This is a genomic window from Streptomyces kurssanovii, assembly GCF_040677245.1.
GTDB classification, from domain to species: Bacteria; Actinomycetota; Actinomycetes; order Streptomycetales; family Streptomycetaceae; genus Streptomyces; species Streptomyces kurssanovii.
This window is the reverse complement of the sequence record NZ_JBFAQK010000044.1, coordinates 1-15,821: the sequence shown is the minus strand read 5'-3', so window position 1 is coordinate 15,821 and position 15,821 is coordinate 1. Positions and strand designations below refer to the sequence as shown.

Sequence of the window (15,821 nt, the reverse complement as noted above, 5' to 3'; positions counted from 1 at the left end):
CTCGTCACGGAAACTGCCCCGGCTCAGCGCGTGAGCCGGGGCAGTACGTGTTCGCACAGCAGCTGAAGGCTGCGCCATCCCTCGTCCACCGGCATGCCGCCGCACAGCGGATGCAGCACCAGACTCTCCGCACCCAGTGCCACGCACTCGTCGGGGGTCACGATCCGGTAGACGCCCTCGTCGCGCAGTTCCCCGACGGTCCCGGCCACGGACCGCACCGCGGAACGGATGTCCGGCGACTGCCAGGACGCGTACGTCCGTGCCTCGTGCAGGAAGTGCTCGCCGTACAGCGCCCAGGCGCGGTCGGGATCCTCCGACACGTGCAGCAGTGTCGTCTTCTCCGCGGGCATCATGCAGAAGCCGTCGGTCCCGTACTCGGCCCGCCGCTCCTCGTAGTAGTCCTCGAGCTCCGGCAGGTGGGCGCTGGGGAAGAACGGGAGCCCGAGGCGGGCCGCCCGGCGCGCGGCGGCACGCGAGGACCCGCCGACGATCAGCAGGGGATGCGGCTGGGTGTACGGGCGCGGGGTGACCCGCACGGTACGGCCCCGGTATACGAAGCTCTCGCCGGTCCAGGCGGCCAGCAGCGTCTCCAGCAGCTCGTCCTGGAGCTGTCCGCGCCGGCTCCAGTCGACGCCGAGCTGCGCGTACTCCTCGGGCCGGTATCCGATCCCCGCCACGGTCACCAGCCGGCCCTGGCCGATCAGGTCCAGCACGGCGAGATCCTCGGCCATACGCAGCGGCTCGTGCAGCGGGCCGATGACCGCGGACACGGTGACCGCGATGCGGCGGGTGGCGCCCAGGACGGCGCCGGCGAAGGCCAGCGGCGACGGCAGCCAGTTGTTCCCGGCGCCGTGGTGCTCCTCGGTCTGGACCGTGTCGACGCCGCGGTCGTCGGCGTACACGGCCATTTCCAGGGCGGCACGGTAGCGGGCCGCGAGGGTCTCGGGCGTCGCGGCCGGGTCGACCATGTTGAACCGGGCAACCGTGAAGGCCATGGGAAGTCCCCCTCCGCCAGATATGGGCACGGCGAAGGGGGACGTTAGCTGACGTTGCGTCAGATGGACAGGGTCTCGGGCTCGGCTTCGAGGGCCGCGGGTGCGGGGTCCGCCTGGGCAGCCGGTCCCGTGCGCGGCAGCACCGCGTACAGGCCCGCGGCCACCAGGACCGTCACCGCCCAGCCCAGACCGTTCTCGCCCGCCCAGGACGACGCGAGCGGGCCGGCGAACCAGTCGACCCGGGTGAACAGCAGTCCCACCGCCAGCGCCGACGCCCACGACACCATCGCCTGCCAGGCGAAGCCGCCTCGGTACCAGTAGGCGCTCGTGCGGGTGGTGTCCATCAGCGCCGAGCCGTCGTACGACGGCCGGCGCAGCATGTCGACACCGAAGACGCCGATCCACGCGGAGAAGGCCACCGCGAGCAGCGTCAGGAACGAGATGAAGGAGCCGATGAAGCTGGTGGCCACCACCATCAGCAGGAAGCCGAACACCAGGCTGATCACGGCGTTCACGCTCACCGCCCAGGTGCGGGGCACCTTCACGCCCAGGGTCTGCGCGGTGAATCCGGCCGAGTACATCGACATGGAGTTGATCAGCAGCATGCCGACGAGGGCGATCAGCAGGTACGGCACCGCCAGCCACATGGGCAGGATCTCGCCGATGAAGGCGACCGGGTCCTGGGCGCTCGCCAGGTCCGGTGTGGACACCGCCATCACGGCGCCCATCAGCACCATCGGCAGAACGACGACGCCCGCGCCGCCGACGGTGGCGCCGACCATCGCCCGGCCGGAGGCCGTGCGCGGCAGGTAGCGCGTGAAGTCCGGACCCGACGGGACCCAGCTGATCCCGCCCGCCGCGATGGTGCCGATCCCCGCCACCATCATCGCCGTCGAACCGGCCGGCTTGTCGAAGACGGCGGACCAGTCGGTGTTCGCGACCAGGTAGATCAGAACCAGCACGCTGAACGCGCCGAACAGGTACGTCGACCACTTGCTGCACACCTGGAGGGCGCCTATGCCGAGCCCCGAGACGAGGAAGGTGCAGGCGACGAAGAGCAGCAGGGTCGTGATGATCAGCGCCGTGCTGCTCCGGATCCCGAAGAGCAGGTCCAGCACCGTGAGTACGGCATAGGCGCCGGTGACCGCGTTGATCGTCTCCCAGCCCCAGCGGGCGACCCAGATCAGCGAGCCGGGGAAGAGGTTCCCGCGCTGCCCGAAGACCGCGCGGGACAGGGCCATGCCCGGTGAACCCCCGCGCTTGCCCGCGACGGAGATCAGGCCCACGAGCCCGTACGAGAGGACGGGCGCGGCGACGGCGACGGTCAGCACCTGCCAGAAGTTCAGGCCGTTGAAGACGACCAGTCCCGCGCCCATCGTCAGCAGCAGCACACTGATGTTGGCGGCGACCCAGGTGGGAAACAGTTCCCGGACGCGGCCGGTGCGCTCCGCGTCGGGGACGGGTTCGAGGCCGCGGGTCTCTATCGCGCCTTCGGACTCGGAGGCGTGGGGCATGGAAGTGGCTCCGTACGGGGTGGGGGGACGCCGGGAGGCTGCCGGAGAAACCGGAAGCCACAAGCATCGTACGAACAGCTCATAACGTCCAAATGGGTGAGCCCGCCTTTGTGTGATCCTCTGACCTCTTCTGTGCGCGCGGCCGTGGCCGATACTGGACGGGTTATGGAAATCGTCATCCTTGCCGTAGTCATCGCCCTGGTCGCGATCGGCGCGATCAGCGGCCTCGTGGTCAGCAGCCGCAAGAAGAAGCAGCTGCCGCCGCAGGCGCCGCCGGCCGCGCCGACCATCACTGCTCCGCCCGCCGAACCGCACGTCGGCGACGAGGCGGAGACGCCGCGGGAGGAACCCCGCCGCACCATCGAGGAGGTCGACCTTCCGACGGCCGAGGACGCCGTCGAAACCCCCGTCGCCGTCGAGGACCCGGTCGTCGCCGAGGCGCCCGCGCCCGCCGTCGAGATCCCGGAACCGACCGCCGGCCGGCTCGTCCGGCTCCGTGCCCGTCTCGCCCGTTCGCAGAACTCGCTCGGCAAGGGGCTGCTCACGCTCCTCTCGCGTGAGCACCTCGACGAGGACACCTGGGAGGAGATCGAGGACACGCTCCTCACCGCCGACGTCGGCGTCGCCCCCACCCAGGAGCTCGTCGAGCGGCTGCGTGAGCGGGTGAGGGTGCTCGGCACCCGTACGCCCGAGCAACTGCGCACCCTGCTGCGCGAGGAGCTGCTCCACCTCGTGGGCACCGACTTCGACCGCGCGGTGAAGACCGAGAGCGGTCTCGACACGCCCGCCGTCGTCATGGTCGTGGGGGTGAACGGCACCGGTAAGACCACCACCACCGGCAAGCTCGCCCGCGTTCTCGTCGCGGACGGCCGCTCGGTCGTGCTCGGCGCCGCGGACACCTTCCGTGCCGCGGCCGCCGATCAGCTGCAGACCTGGGGCGAGCGCGTCGGTGCCCGCACCGTGCGGGGGCCGGAGGCCGGCGACCCGGCCTCGGTCGCCTTCGACTCGGTCAAGGAGGGCATCGCCGAAGGCGCGGACGTCGTGCTCATCGACACCGCCGGCCGGCTGCACACCAAGACCGGCCTGATGGACGAGCTCGGCAAGGTGAAGCGGGTCGTGGAGAAGCACGGCCCGCTGGACGAGGTCCTGCTCGTCCTCGACGCCACCACCGGTCAGAACGGTCTGGTGCAGGCGCGGGTCTTCGCCGAGGTCGTGGACATCACCGGCATCGTGCTGACCAAGCTGGACGGCACCGCCAAGGGCGGCATCGTCGTCGCCGTCCAGCGCGAGCTGGGCGTGCCCGTCAAGCTCGTGGGTCTGGGCGAGGGGCCGGACGATCTCGCCCCGTTCGAGCCCGAGGCGTTCGTCGACGCCCTGATCGGCGACTGAACGCACCTTCCGCGCGCATGAGAGCGCCCGGCCGTCACGGACGGCCGGGCGCTCCCGTGCCCGGGCTCAGGGCCGGCTGCGGTGGCAGATGTACGCCAGGGTGCCGAGCAGCAGCCGGGCCTCCGGCGGTGACGCCGCCGTGTCCAGGGACGGGGGCCGCAGCCACCGGACGGGGCCCAGGCCGCCGTGGTCGGACGGCGGGGCGGTGACGTGGTCGCCGGGGCCGAGGCAGCGCAGGTCGAGGTCGGCGTCGTCCCAGCCCATCCGGTACAGCAGCCGGGGCAGCTCGGCCGCCGCGCCGGGGGCCACGAAGAACTGGCAGCGGCCGTCCGGCGTGACCGTGACCGGGCCGAGCGGCAGGCCCATGCGCTCCATGCGCACCAGGGCCCGGCGGCCCGCCGGCGCCGCGACGTCCAGGACGTCGAAGCTCCGGCCGACCGGCAGCAGCAGGGATGCCCCGGGCACATCCGCCCAGGCCTTGCCCGCCTCGTCGAGCGTGGCGCCTGCCGGGACCTCGAGCGCGAAGCCGAGGGGATGTGCTCCCGGCGACTCGCACTGTGCCCTGCCGCAGGAGCACTTGCCGGACGCGGCCCGTGCGCCGGGAACCACCGCCCAGCCCCACAGTCCGGTGTACTCGGCCACCGCTGTGGCCTCTGTCGCGCGCCCGCGGCGCCGGGAGCCGACCCGGATCTGACTGATCCCTCGGGTGCCGCCGATCGTGAAGCCCATGCCCCCTCCAACGGGTCCTGCTCGCCGGTGGTTACGACTCGAAGTCCCCCTGTGACTCTCCGTCGTCCCCGGTCGGGGTTTCGGCGGGGTGCGGTGGTGCGTGGGGGAGTGCGGAACGCGGCGCGCGCCTGTACGCGCAACGCTCCATCCGTTGCCGATTGTCGTCTGTCAAGTGAATCGCGCCTGGCGGCAAGTGGGTTCACCCGGAGGGGTGGCGAATGGTGGCGATTCTGCAATCCCACTCGCTGGAGGCGTGATCGTAGGATTACCGTCGGTACATCGACCTGCAATTGCAGTCCGCTTCCGGGTATGCCGGGGGCAACCCGTCTCTCTGTTCGACGGGTGCAACCCGGTCACAGGAAGCCGCAACAGGCGGCATTCTGGTACGGGTTCGGGCGATGAGGCTTCGGCGGATGGGGGCATTCCAGTGAGCGGCAGCGGCGCAGACGGTACGAGCACCGGCAAGCGCCCCAACGAACAGCTGAACTCCTGGTTCATGCGCAGCGGCTGGTCGAAGGGCGAGCTGGCGCGCCAAGTGAACCGCAGGGCACGGCAGATGGGCGCACACCACATCAGCACGGACACCTCCCGGGTGCGGCGCTGGCTGGACGGCGAACAGCCGCGCGAGCCGATCCCCCGGATCCTGTCCGAGCTCTTCTCCGAACGCTTCGGCAGCGTCGTCGCGGTCGAGGACCTCGGCCTGCGCTCCGCCCACCAGGCACCCTCCGTGTCCGGCGTGGACCTGCCCTGGGCCGGTGACCAGACCGTCGCCCTGCTCAGCGAGTTCTCCAGAAGCGACCTGATGCTCGCGCGCCGCGGCTTCCTCGGTACCTCGCTCTCGCTCGCCGCGGGGGCCGCCCTCGTCGAGCCCATGCAGCGCTGGCTCGTCCCCGCCCCGGCCGCGGAGGCCGCTGAGGAGGCGCCCGCCACGACCCGCAGGGGAGGCCGGCTGTCGGGGCCGGAGCTCGACCTGCTCGAGGCCACCACCGCGATGTTCCGCCAGTGGGACGCCCAGTGCGGCGGCGGGCTGCGCAGGAAGGCCGTCGTCGGCCAGCTCCACGAGGTCACCGACCTGCTGCAGGAGCCGCAGCCCCCCGCCACCCTGCGCCGCCTGTTCAAATGCGCCGCCGAACTGGCCGAGCTCGCCGGATGGATGAGCTACGACGTGGGGCTCCAGCCGACCGCGCAGAAGTACTTCGTCCTCGCGCTGCACGCCTCCAAGGAGGCCGGTGACAAGCCGCTCGGCTCGTACGTCCTGTCGTCCATGAGCCGGCAGATGATCCACCTCGGCCGGCCCGACGACGCCCTCGAACTCATCCACCTCGCCCAGTACGGCAGCCGTGACTGCGCCACCGCGCGCACCCAGGCCATGCTGTATGCGATGGAGGCCCGCGCCTACGCCAACATGGGCCAGCCCAGCAAGTGCCGGCGGGCCGTGCGGATGGCGGAGGACACCTTCGCCGACATCGGCTTCGACACCGAGCCCGAGCCCGACTGGATCCGCTTCTTCTCCGAGGCCGAGCTCAACGGCGAGAACGCCCACTCCTACCGCGACCTCGCCTATGTGGCGGGCCGCAGCCCCACCTACGCGTCGCTCGCCGAGCCGATCATGGAGCGTGCCGTCGAGCTCTTCCAGCAGGACGACGAGCACCAGCGGTCGTACGCACTCAACCTGGTCGGGATGGCCACGGTCCACCTCCTCAAGAGGGAGCCGGAACAAGCCACCGCCCTGGCCGGCGAGGCGCTGAAGGTCGCCAAGCGGGTCCGCTCCGAGCGGGTCAACACCCGGCTGCGCAAGACCGTCGACACGGCGGCCAGGGACTTCGGCGACGTCGCGGAAGTCGTCCAGTTCACCGACCTGCTCACCGCCCAGCTGCCCGAGACCGCAGAAGCGGTCTGACCGGCGGCACCTCAGACCCCGGCCGCGACGCCCACCCCGAACTGCCCGACTCGGCTCCCCCCGTGCCAAGTCATCCGGGTGAGTGTCGCGGCCGGTTTCCGATGTGCGCAGAGGATACTCTCGGTGACCGCGGGCGATCAGCCTGTTCATGACGGCGTAACACGCCGGACCTCTTCGTCACGGCCGCGAAACATCGAGCGGCATCTGCGGAAACGGCGCTGCGCCAACCTCATGGCGCAAAGGGGCTGTCCGGCCCGCCCCTCCACCGCACTGGCTCCGCCCGCACGCGGCCGCACGACGACGAGGAGACGCCGATGCCCCCAGGCATCTCGACCCTTGCCGCAGACGCCCCTGAGCTGTCTGCCGCCAATACAGGGTTCATGCTCATCTGTTCCGCCCTGGTGATGCTCATGACCCCGGGACTGGCCTTCTTCTACGGAGGCATGGTCCGGGTCAAGAGCACCCTGAACATGCTGATGATGAGCTTCATCAGCCTCGGGATCGTCACCATCCTCTGGGTGCTGTACGGCTTCAGCCTTGCCTTCGGCACCGACTCCGGCTCGATCATCGGCTGGAGCTCCGACTACGTCGGTCTCAGCGGCATCGGCATCACCGAGCTGTGGGACGGCTACACCATCCCGGTGTACGTCTTCGCCGTCTTCCAGCTGATGTTCGCGATCATCACGCCGGCCCTGATCAGCGGCGCCCTCGCGGACCGCGTGAAGTTCACCGCCTGGGCCCTGTTCATCACCCTGTGGGCCACGGTCGTCTACTTCCCGGTCGCTCACTGGGTCTGGGGCGCGGGTGGCTGGCTCTTCGAGATGGGCGTCATCGACTTCGCCGGTGGCACGGCCGTCCACATCAACGCCGGTGCCGCGGCCCTCGGCGTGATCCTCGTCATCGGCAAGCGCGTCGGCTTCAAGAAGGACCCGATGCGCCCGCACAGCCTCCCGCTGGTCATGCTCGGCGCCGGTCTCCTGTGGTTCGGCTGGTTCGGCTTCAACGCCGGCTCGTGGCTCGGCAACGACGACGGCGTCGGCGCGGTGATGTTCGTCAACACCCAGGTCGCCACCGCCGCCGCCATGCTCGCCTGGCTCGCGTACGAGAAGATCCGCCACGGCGCCTTCACCACCCTCGGCGCCGCGTCCGGCGCGGTCGCCGGCCTCGTCGCCATCACCCCGTCCGGCGGCGCCGTCTCCCCGCTCGGCGCGATCGCCGTCGGTGTCATCGCCGGTCTGCTGTGCGCCATGGCCGTCGGTCTGAAGTTCAGGTTCGGCTACGACGACTCCCTGGACGTCGTCGGCGTCCACCTCGTCGGCGGTGTCGTCGGCTCCCTGCTGGTCGGCCTGTTCGCCACCGGCGGCGTCCAGTCCGAGGTCAAGGGCCTCTTCTACGGAGGCGGCCTCGACCAGCTCGGCAAGCAGGCCATCGGTGTCTTCGCGGTGCTCGCCTACTCCCTGGTCGTCTCCGCGATCCTCGCCTTCGTCCTCGACAAGACGATCGGCATGAGGGTGGACGAGGACGTCGAGGTCTCCGGCATCGACCAGGTCGAGCACGCCGAGACCGCGTACGACTTCAGCGGCGCCGGCGGCGGAACGGGCTCCCGCAAGGCCGTACCCTCCGCCGTGGACGCTGTGGCAGGCGCTGGACAGAACAAGAAGGTGGACGCATGAAGCTCATCACCGCAGTCGTGAAGCCGCACCGGCTGGACGAGATCAAGGAGGCCCTCCAGGCCTTCGGCGTCCAGGGCCTCACGGTCACGGAGGCCAGCGGCTACGGCCGGCAGCGCGGTCACACCGAGGTCTACCGCGGCGCGGAGTACACCGTCGACCTCGTCCCCAAGATCCGCATCGAGGTGCTGGTCGAGGACGACGACGCCGAACAGCTCGTGGACGTGATCGTCAAGGCCGCCCGCACCGGAAAGATCGGCGACGGCAAGGTCTGGAGCGTCCCGGTCGACACGGCGGTCCGGGTCCGCACCGGCGAGCGCGGCCCCGACGCCCTGTAAGAGCGAACACGGACAAGGGAGCTGCTGGGTGAGCCTGGACGTGACCGAAGAAACGGAAGACACCGGACCCAGCGGCTATGCGGCGGCCCGGCTGCTCCTTCTCACCGAGAAGGAGCGGTCCGGGCCGCCGCGCCGTGCGGCCCTGGCGAAGCTGACCGACGAATGGCTGTCCGCCCTCTTCGCCGCCGCGGCGCTGGAACAGGGCGTCCGGGGCGCGGCGCTCGTCGCCGTCGGCGGCTACGGCCGCGGCGAACTCTCCCCGCGCAGCGACCTCGACCTCCTGCTGCTCCACGACGGCACCGCGTCCCCGGCGGCCGTCGCCGCGATCGCCGACCGGATCTGGTACCCGGTCTGGGACCTCGGCCTCGCCCTCGACCACTCCGTCCGCACGCCCGCCGAGGCCCGGAAGACCGCGGGCGAGGACCTCAAGGTGCAGCTCGGGCTGCTCGACGCCCGGCCCGTGGCCGGTGACCTCGGGCTGGTCGCCTCCCTGCGCACCGCCGTGCTCGCCGACTGGCGCAACCAGGCACCGCGGCGACTGCCGGAACTCGACGAACTCTGCCGTGAACGTGCCACCCGGCAGGGCGAGCTCCAGTACCTCCTCGAGCCTGATCTGAAGGAGGCCAGAGGCGGACTGAGGGACGTCACCGCGCTCCGCGCGGTAGCCGCCTCATGGCTCGCCGACGCCCCTCGCGAAGGGCTCGCGGAGGCCCGCCGCGTTCTTCTCGACGTCCGCGACGCGCTCCACCTCACCACCGGACGCGCCACCGACCGTCTCGCCCTCCAGGAACAGGACCAGGTCGCGGCCGAGCTCGGCCTTCTCGACGCCGACGCCCTGCTGCGCCAGGTGTACGAGGCCGCGCGGACCGTCTCGTACGCCACCGACGTCACCTGGCGGGAGGTCAGCCGGGTCCTGCGCTCCCGTGCGGTGCGGCCGAGGCTCCGGGCCATGCTGGGCGGACGGCCCCCGCAGCCCGAGCGCACCCCGCTCGCCGAGGGCGTCGTCGAACTCGACGGCGAAGTGGTCCTCGCCCGGACCGCGCGCCCGGAGCGCGACCCGGTCCTCCCGCTCCGCGCCGCCGCCGCGGCAGCCCAGTCCGGTCTTCCGATCTCCCGGCACGCGGTCCGGCGCCTCGGCCAGGCCATGACCACCGGCCCGCTGCCCGTGCCCTGGCCCGCGGAGGCCCGCGAGGAGCTGGTCACGCTGCTCGGCGCGGGGGAGCCGACCGTCCCCGTCTGGGAGGCCCTCGAGGCCGAGGGCCTGATCACCCGGCTCGTCCCCGACTGGGAACGCGTCCGGTGCCGGCCCCAGCGCAACGCCGTGCACACCTGGACCGTCGACCGGCATCTCGTCGAGACCGCGGTCAAGGCGTCGGAGCTGACCCGGCACGTCGGCCGCCCGGACCTGCTGCTCGTCGCCGCGCTGCTGCACGACATCGGCAAGGGCTGGCCGGGCGACCACTCCGTCGCCGGCGAGACCATCGCCCGCGACGTGGCCACCCGGATCGGCTTCGACCGGACGGACGTGGGCGTCATCGCCACCCTCGTCCGCCACCACCTGCTGCTCATCGAGACGGCGACCAGGCGGGATCTCGACGACCCCGCGACGGTCGCCTCCGTGGCCACCGTCGTCGGCTCGGCCGGAACCCTGGAACTGCTGCACGCGCTCACCGAGGCGGACGCCCTCGCCACCGGCCCTGCGGCCTGGTCGTCCTGGCGCGGTTCCCTCGTGGCCGACCTGGTCGGGCGCGTGGCGGCGGTCCTCGCGGGCGACACCCCGGCCGAGCCGGACCAGGCCGCCCCCAGCGCCGAACAGGAACGCCTGGCGATCGAGGCCCTGCGCACCGGCGAACCCGTCCTCGCGCTGCACGCCCAGCCGGAGGCCCCGGCCGAGGACGGCGGGCCGGAACCCGTCGGCGTCGAACTGCTCATCGCGCTGCCCGACCAGCCGGGCGTGCTGCCCGCGGTCGCCGGGGTCCTCGCGCTCCACCGCCTCACCGTCCGCGCCGCGGACCTCAGGGCGATCGACCTGCCCAGCGAGGTGGGGGACGGGGCCGTCCTGGTCCTGAACTGGCGGGTCGCCGCCGAGTACGGCTCCCTGCCGCAGGCGTCCCGGCTCCGCGCCGACCTCGTGCGTGCCCTGGACGGCTCACTGGACATCCGCGGCCGCCTGGCGGAGCGGGAGGCCGCCTATCCCCGGCGGCGGGGCGTCAAGGCGCCTCCGCCGCGGGTGACGGTGGCCGCGGCCGGATCGCGCCTCGCCACGGTCATCGAGGTCCGCGCACACGACGCCCCCGGCCTGCTGCACAGGATCGGGCGGGCCCTGGAGGGGGCGGCGGTACGGGTCCGCAGCGCCCACGTCTCGACGCTCGGCGCGAACGCCGTGGACACGTTGTACGTGACGGACGAGACGGGCTCGCCGCTCGGCGACGCGGAGGCGGCGGCCCTGGCGAAGAGCGTGGAGGAGGCGCTGCGATGAGGGGGTGACGGACGGCTCGGCCGCTCGTTGAGCAGGTCGTGCTCCCCGCCCCGGCGGGGCGGCCCGGGCCACGACGTCCTGATCGTCGGCCCCGCCGGCCGCTCCCCGCCACCGCGGGGATGTGTCCCCGCCCGCCCCCGATCCAGTGGGCGGGGACGATTCCTCCGCAGGGCCCGATACTCTGGAGGGCGATCCACCGCCCCCGACCCTGAGGACCGACGAGCGCCGTGTTCGATACTCTCTCCGACCGCTTGGCGAATACCTTCAAGACGCTGCGGGGCAAAGGACGCCTCTCTGAGGCCGATATCGACGGCGCGGCCCGGGAAATCCGTATCGCCCTGCTCGAGGCGGATGTCGCTCTTCCGGTGGTCCGGGAGTTCATCAAGCAGGTCAAGGCCCGTTCCCTCGGTGCCGAGGTCTCCAAGGCCCTGAACCCGAGCCAGCAGGTCATCAAGATCGTCAACGAGGAGCTCATCGGCATCCTCGGCGGCGAGACCCGCCGTCTGCGGTTCGCCAAGACGGCGCCCACCGTGATCATGCTCGCCGGTCTCCAGGGCGCCGGTAAGACCACCCTCGCCGGAAAGCTCGGCCTCTGGCTCAAGAGTCAGGGGCACTCGCCCCTGCTCGTCGCCTGTGACCTCCAGCGCCCCAACGCCGTCAACCAGCTCGCGGTCGTCGCGGAGCGCGCCGGTGTCGCCGTCTACGCACCCGAGCCCGGCAACGGCGTCGGCGACCCGGTCCAGGTCGCGAAGGACTCGATCGAGCACGCGCGGACCCGCCAGTACGACATCGTCATCGTCGACACCGCCGGCCGTCTCGGTATCGACCAGGAACTGATGCAGCAGGCCGCGGACATCCGCGACGCCGTCAGCCCCGACGAGATCCTGTTCGTCGTCGACGCCATGATCGGTCAGGACGCCGTCAACACCGCGGAGGCCTTCCGCGACGGCGTCGGCTTCGACGGCGTGGTCCTGTCGAAGCTGGACGGTGACGCCCGAGGCGGTGCCGCGCTCTCCGTCGCCCACGTCACCGGCAAGCAGATCATGTTCGCCTCCAACGGCGAGAAGCTGGACGACTTCGACGCGTTCCACCCGGACCGCATGGCGTCCCGCATCCTCGGCATGGGCGACATGCTCTCCCTGATCGAGAAGGCCGAGCAGACCTTCAGCCAGGAAGAGGCCGCCAAGATGGCCTCCAAGCTGGCGAGCAGCAAGGGCAAGGAGTTCACGCTCGACGACTTCCTGGCCCAGATGGAACAGGTCCGCAAGATGGGCTCCATCTCGAAGCTGCTCGGCATGCTGCCCGGCATGGCCCAGATGAAGGACCAGATCAACAACATCGACGAGCGTGACGTGGACCGTACGGCCGCGATCATCAAGTCGATGACCCCCGGTGAACGCCAGGACCCGACGATCATCAACGGTTCCCGCCGCGCTCGTATCGCCAAGGGTTCCGGTGTCGAGGTCAGTGCGGTCAAGGGCCTGGTGGAGCGGTTCTTCGAGGCCCGCAAGATGATGTCGCGGATGGCTCAGGGCGGCGGCATGCCCGGTATGCCGGGGATGCCCGGCATGGGTGGTGGCCCCGGCCGGCAGAAGAAGCAGCAGAAGCAGGCCAAGGGCAAGCGCAAGAGCGGCAACCCGATGAAGCGCAAGGCCGAGGAGCAGGCAGCCGCGGAGCGGCGCGAGCAGGCGGCGGCGCAGGGCGGCGCCTTCGGGCTGCCGGCCGGCGAGCCGGGCAAGGACTTCGAGCTGCCCGACGAGTTCAAGAAGTTCATGGGCTGATCCACTGCCCCACCGGGACAGCCGAAGGGCCCGCGACCGACACGGTCGCGGGCCCTCGTCGTACGCGCGTCAGGGCGTCCGGGCGATCAGATAACGGAACACGTTGGGCATCCAGACCGTCCCGTCCGGCCGCCGGTGGTCGTGGAGCGCCTCGGCGATCTCCTTCCCGACCTGCGCCTGGTCGGTCTCGCGCACGGCCGCGTCGTAGAGACCGGTCGACATCAGACCCCGTACCGCGCTGTCCACGTCCGCGTAGCCGAACGGGCAGGCCACCCGGCCCGAGCCGTCCGGGTTCAGGCCCGCGCGCGCGGCGATGTCCTCCAGGGCGTCACGGTGGGCGGAACGCCGGCGTTCCCCGGCCACCCTCAGCACCCCGGACGTGGCGCACCGCTCCGGCGGACCCCAGCCGGTGAGCACCACGAGGCTCCTGCGCTCCGTGAGACCGACCGCGTCCTTGAGAGCCTGTTCCAGGTCCTCCGCGTCGCCCGCGCCGCACCCGATCGGCTGAAACGCGGTGATCAGGTTGTAGGCGGGGCGGGCGGGGCCCGCGTCGCCCGGTCCGCCGTCCACCAGCCGGGCCGTGGGACTGCCGTCCATCCGTTCCCGGGCGAGGGCGAGACGGTCGCTGTCGGTGTCGACGCCCGTCACCGTGGCACCGCGGGTCCTGGCGATCAGCAGGGCGAGGCCGGAGCCGCACCCCAGGGCCAGCAGCCGTGAAGCGGCGCCCACCTCGAGGCGTTCGTAGACCGCTTCGTAGAGCGGCACGAGCATGCGTTCCTGGATCTCGGCCCAGTCCCGGGCACGTGTGCCGGCTTCCGCAGAGGTCGCCGACGCCTTGTGGGGTCGGTGCTGGACGAGCGTAGGTGTCATCGAAAGCGCCCCAATCCGCCGAGAGGTCGGTAATACCCTGAAGGTCAGCCCCCGTGTGCGTACGATCCGCGCTTCCCCGTATGCCAGAGAACTGCGCGGGCGTCCCCACGTCCAGGGGTTGTGCGGCACTGCTTGCGCCCCGAGGCGTTCACCCCGGGCAACCTGGCCGATTCACGTGTAGGTCCCGCATCGCCGTACGATGCCCGCCATGGCAAAGGCACCCGTTCTCACGCCCCGGTCGGAAGATTTCCCGCGCTGGTACCAGGACCTGATCAACAAGGCCGAACTGGCGGACAACGGCCCGGTGCGCGGCACCATGGTCATCCGACCGTACGGCTACGGCCTGTGGGAGCGGATGCAGCAGGAGATGGACGCCCGCATCAAGGCCGCGGGCGCTCAGAACGCCTACTTCCCGCTCTTCATCCCCCAGTCTTACCTGACTCGCGAGGCTGAGCACGTCGAGGGCTTCGCGCCCGAACTCGCGGTGGTCACGCACGGTGGCGGCAAGGAGCTCGAGGAGCCGGTCGTGGTGCGCCCCACGTCCGAGACGATCATCAACGACTACTTCTCCAAATGGGTGCAGAGCTACCGGGATCTGCCGCTGCTGATCAACCAGTGGGCGAACGTGGTCCGTTGGGAGATGCGGCCCCGGGTCTTCCTGCGGACGACCGAATTCCTCTGGCAGGAGGGGCACACCGCCCACGCCACGTACGAGGACGCCAGGGACTACGCCGCCCACATCCACCGCGACGTCTACGCCGACTTCATGGTCAACGTGCTCGGCATCGACGTGGTGCTCGGCCGCAAGACGCCCAGGGAGCGGTTCGCCGGCGCCATCAACACCCTCACCCTGGAAGGGATGATGGGCGACGGCAAGGCTCTGCAGATGGGCACGAGCCATGAGCTCGGCACCAACTTCGCCAAGGCGTTCAACACGTCGTACCTGTCGAAGGACGGGCAGCAGGAACTGGTCTGGCAGACGTCCTGGGGCGTGTCGACCCGCATGGTGGGCGGGCTGATCATGTCCCACGGCGACGACAACGGCCTGCGCGTCCCGCCGAGGCTCGCCGCCGTCCAGGTCGTCGTCATGGCCATCAAGGGCGACGAGGCCGTCGCCAAGGTGCGCGAGCTCGGCCGGCAGCTCTCGGCCGCCGGTCTGCGGGTCCAGGTCGACGACCGGGTGGACACCCCCTTCGGCCGCCGCGCGGTCGACTGGGAGCTCAAGGGCGTGCCGGTGCGGATCGAGATCGGACCGCGGGACCTGGAGGCGGGCACCGCGATGCTGGCCCGTCGCATCCCCGGAGGCAAGGAGCCGGTGAGCCTCGAATCGCTCGCCGCGCTGCTGCCGAAGATCCTCGAGGACGACCAGGCGCTGCTGCTCGAGCAGTCCCGGTCCCGCCGCGAGTCGCGCACCAGCGACGTCAGCACCATCGAGGAGGCCGCGGAAGCGGCGGCCGCCGGCGGATGGGCCCGCATTCCGTGGGCGACGCTGGGGCAGGAGGGCGAGGCCACGCTCGCGGAGCAGGCCGTCTCGGTGCGCTGTCTCGTGGCCGAGGACGGGTCGGTGCCGGAGGCTGACGACGCACCCGGTACTGTCGCGATCGTGGCCCGGGCCTACTGACGCCCCGCCCGCGGGAGCGCGCCGCTACGTACCACCTTGGTGGGAGCTGTGAAGGTCCTCCGCAGATCGACGCACCCGCCCTCGTCAGGACGTATCAACGGCAAGTGACGGCAACTGACTGGTACGTGCAAATTATTTGGGATGGCCCGGAATGGAACCCGCTGGCCGTCCGGCTCGTTATCACGACGTGAGCACGACACCACCTGTTCTCGCCGCAGAGCTGGCACAGGCGTGGGCCGACATTCAGCGGCACCACCCCGAGCTGCCGGATCTCGCCGCGCCCGAATCCCTGATCGGAGAGTCCTCGTCCGCCTGCGGCGCCGAGCTCTCCTTCGAGCGACTGCTTCACGAAGCAGTCCACGGCATCGCCGCCGCGCGAGGTGTCCGTGACCACCCCCCCCCCCCCGCCGCCCCCACCCCCCCCCCCCGGCCGGCCCCGCCCACGGCCGGGGGCAGCCCGGAGCACACGGCCGTGAGGCCCGCTCCGTCCGCCGCGCCGACCGCCGTCCGCCGATCCGCACGAGCCGACATCCCG

General features: G+C 71.3%; 11 protein-coding genes and 1 pseudogene. 8 read left to right on the top strand and 4 right to left on the bottom strand.

Going from position 1 to position 15,821, the window contains the following annotated elements; genetic code table 11:
* Positions 1-23: 23 nt before the first annotated feature.
* Together AB0K36_RS25360 and AB0K36_RS25355 are read right to left on the bottom strand one after the other, a co-directional pair.
* Positions 24-995 (bottom strand): LLM class flavin-dependent oxidoreductase, encoded by a 972-nt coding sequence (locus AB0K36_RS25360; RefSeq protein ID WP_364598547.1) that lies wholly within the window; start codon positions 993-995, stop codon positions 24-26.
* A 59-nt stretch (positions 996-1,054) separates the two neighbouring features.
* Positions 1,055-2,509, bottom strand: coding sequence for a cytosine permease (locus AB0K36_RS25355; RefSeq protein ID WP_364598544.1), 1,455 nt, complete (start codon positions 2,507-2,509; stop codon positions 1,055-1,057).
* A 165-nt stretch (positions 2,510-2,674) separates the two neighbouring features.
* Between AB0K36_RS25355 and ftsY the strand changes: the two genes are divergently transcribed.
* Positions 2,675-3,898, top strand: a complete 1,224-nt coding sequence (gene ftsY / locus AB0K36_RS25350) for a signal recognition particle-docking protein FtsY (protein ID WP_189473377.1) — start codon at positions 2,675-2,677, stop codon at positions 3,896-3,898.
* A 66-nt stretch (positions 3,899-3,964) separates the two neighbouring features.
* On the opposite strand, the gene AB0K36_RS25345 is transcribed toward ftsY, so the two are convergent.
* On the bottom strand, positions 3,965-4,627 hold the full coding sequence (locus AB0K36_RS25345; protein ID WP_189473376.1) for a bifunctional DNA primase/polymerase: 663 nt from the start codon (positions 4,625-4,627) through the stop codon (positions 3,965-3,967).
* A gap of 427 nt (positions 4,628-5,054) precedes the next feature.
* On the opposite strand from AB0K36_RS25345, the gene nsdA reads away from it, so the two are divergent.
* The 5 genes from nsdA (at position 5,055) to ffh (ending at position 12,795) form a co-directional block, all read left to right on the top strand.
* The gene (gene nsdA / locus AB0K36_RS25340; RefSeq protein WP_364598540.1) at positions 5,055-6,527 is read left to right on the top strand and encodes a transcriptional repressor NsdA; all 1,473 of its coding nucleotides are present in this window, start codon (positions 5,055-5,057) and stop codon (positions 6,525-6,527) included.
* Between the two features lie 314 nt (positions 6,528-6,841).
* Complete coding sequence (locus tag AB0K36_RS25335; RefSeq protein WP_364598537.1) at positions 6,842-8,200, top strand: ammonium transporter; 1,359 nt, start codon at positions 6,842-6,844, stop codon at positions 8,198-8,200.
* Positions 8,197-8,535: a P-II family nitrogen regulator gene (locus tag AB0K36_RS25330; protein WP_005311372.1), complete on the top strand. Its 339-nt coding sequence runs from the start codon at positions 8,197-8,199 to the stop codon at positions 8,533-8,535. The genes AB0K36_RS25335 and AB0K36_RS25330 overlap by 4 nt, the downstream gene beginning before the upstream one ends.
* A 28-nt stretch (positions 8,536-8,563) precedes the next feature.
* Positions 8,564-11,014, top strand: a complete 2,451-nt coding sequence (locus AB0K36_RS25325; protein ID WP_364598534.1) for a [protein-PII] uridylyltransferase — start codon at positions 8,564-8,566, stop codon at positions 11,012-11,014.
* Positions 11,015-11,241: 227 nt separating this feature from the next.
* The gene (gene ffh, locus AB0K36_RS25320; protein ID WP_364598531.1) at positions 11,242-12,795 is read left to right on the top strand and encodes a signal recognition particle protein; all 1,554 of its coding nucleotides are present in this window, start codon (positions 11,242-11,244) and stop codon (positions 12,793-12,795) included.
* Positions 12,796-12,864: 69 nt separating this feature from the next.
* On the opposite strand, the gene AB0K36_RS25315 is transcribed toward ffh, so the two are convergent.
* Positions 12,865-13,665, bottom strand: coding sequence for a methyltransferase domain-containing protein (locus tag AB0K36_RS25315; protein WP_364598528.1), 801 nt, complete (start codon positions 13,663-13,665; stop codon positions 12,865-12,867).
* Positions 13,666-13,873: 208 nt separating this feature from the next.
* Here AB0K36_RS25315 and proS point away from each other — a divergent pair, with 208 nt between their 5' ends.
* A complete protein-coding gene (gene proS, locus AB0K36_RS25310) occupies positions 13,874-15,286 on the top strand; it encodes a proline--tRNA ligase (protein WP_364598525.1) in 1,413 nt (470 codons plus the stop codon).
* A 151-nt stretch (positions 15,287-15,437) separates the two neighbouring features.
* Positions 15,438-15,677 (top strand): annotated as a pseudogene (locus AB0K36_RS25305) (hypothetical protein); the annotation flags it as partial.
* Positions 15,678-15,821 lie beyond the last annotated feature (144 nt).

Coding starts and splice junctions, on each gene's coding strand:
- AB0K36_RS25360 (WP_364598547.1), bottom strand. CDS start 995: ATGGCCTTCACGGTTGCCCGGTTCAACATGGTCGACCCGGCCGCGACG.
- AB0K36_RS25355 (WP_364598544.1), bottom strand. CDS start 2,509: ATGCCCCACGCCTCCGAGTCCGAAGGCGCGATAGAGACCCGCGGCCTC.
- ftsY (WP_189473377.1), top strand. CDS start 2,675: ATGGAAATCGTCATCCTTGCCGTAGTCATCGCCCTGGTCGCGATCGGC.
- AB0K36_RS25345 (WP_189473376.1), bottom strand. CDS start 4,627: ATGGGCTTCACGATCGGCGGCACCCGAGGGATCAGTCAGATCCGGGTC.
- AB0K36_RS25335 (WP_364598537.1), top strand. CDS start 6,842: ATGCCCCCAGGCATCTCGACCCTTGCCGCAGACGCCCCTGAGCTGTCT.
- AB0K36_RS25330 (WP_005311372.1), top strand. CDS start 8,197: ATGAAGCTCATCACCGCAGTCGTGAAGCCGCACCGGCTGGACGAGATC.
- AB0K36_RS25315 (WP_364598528.1), bottom strand. CDS start 13,665: ATGACACCTACGCTCGTCCAGCACCGACCCCACAAGGCGTCGGCGACC.
- proS (WP_364598525.1), top strand. CDS start 13,874: ATGGCAAAGGCACCCGTTCTCACGCCCCGGTCGGAAGATTTCCCGCGC.